General features: G+C 63.7%; 1 protein-coding gene. It reads left to right on the forward strand.

Translation table 11 applies throughout. From position 1 onward, the window contains the following. On the forward strand, positions 1-278 hold a 278-nt coding region (locus ABY44_RS00310; protein WP_431640708.1), incomplete at both ends, for a DUF7507 domain-containing protein.

Raw genomic sequence — 278 nt, forward strand, 5'->3', positions numbered from 1 at the left:
CCGGTGGTGCCGGCTCCGGGGATCACGATGGTGAAGTCGGCGAGCCCGAATACGGCTGATGCGTATGTGGTGGGTCAGGAGATCACGTATTCGTTCGTGGTGACCAACACCGGCAATGTCACTCTCACGGATGTGACGGTGGATGAGGGTGTGTTCACCGGTTCGGGGTCGTTGTCGGCGATCACGTGTCCGGCGGGTGCGGCCTCGCTCGCGCCGGGTCTTCAGGTGGTGTGCACGGCGTCGTATGTGCTGACGCAGGCGGATGTCGATTCCGGGAG

The organism is Burkholderia sp. ZZQ-2 (assembly GCF_050768715.1).
Classification (GTDB): Bacteria; Pseudomonadota; Gammaproteobacteria; order Burkholderiales; family Burkholderiaceae; genus Burkholderia; species Burkholderia cepacia.